Raw genomic sequence first — 215 nt, 5'->3', positions numbered from 1 at the left:
GGGAATATTCACCCGGGTGCCGAAAAACAGCCGCAGCTACACAGGCCACGAGCCCATCACACTGGGCGGCGACAACCGCATCATTCATATGAATGGTCGGATTTACGACTCAGAGACCGGCCGGTTTATGCAGGCAGATCCGGTGGTGCAGGCGCCGAGTAATTTGCAGAATTACAATGCGTATTCTTATGTGCTGAATAATCCGCTGAGTTATA

Annotated in this window: 1 protein-coding gene; it reads left to right on the top strand. The window is 52.1% G+C overall.

The features are described 5' to 3' along the window. A partial coding sequence (locus CWB99_RS23630) for an RHS repeat-associated core domain-containing protein (protein WP_283235379.1) occupies nt 1-215 on the top strand: 215 nt, incomplete at both ends.

Origin of the sequence: Pseudoalteromonas rubra, assembly GCF_005887095.1 — a bacterium.
Lineage (GTDB): Bacteria > Pseudomonadota > Gammaproteobacteria > Enterobacterales > Alteromonadaceae > Pseudoalteromonas > Pseudoalteromonas rubra_E.
Note: the sequence above shows the minus strand (reverse complement) of the source record. Positions and strands in the feature narration are given on the sequence as shown.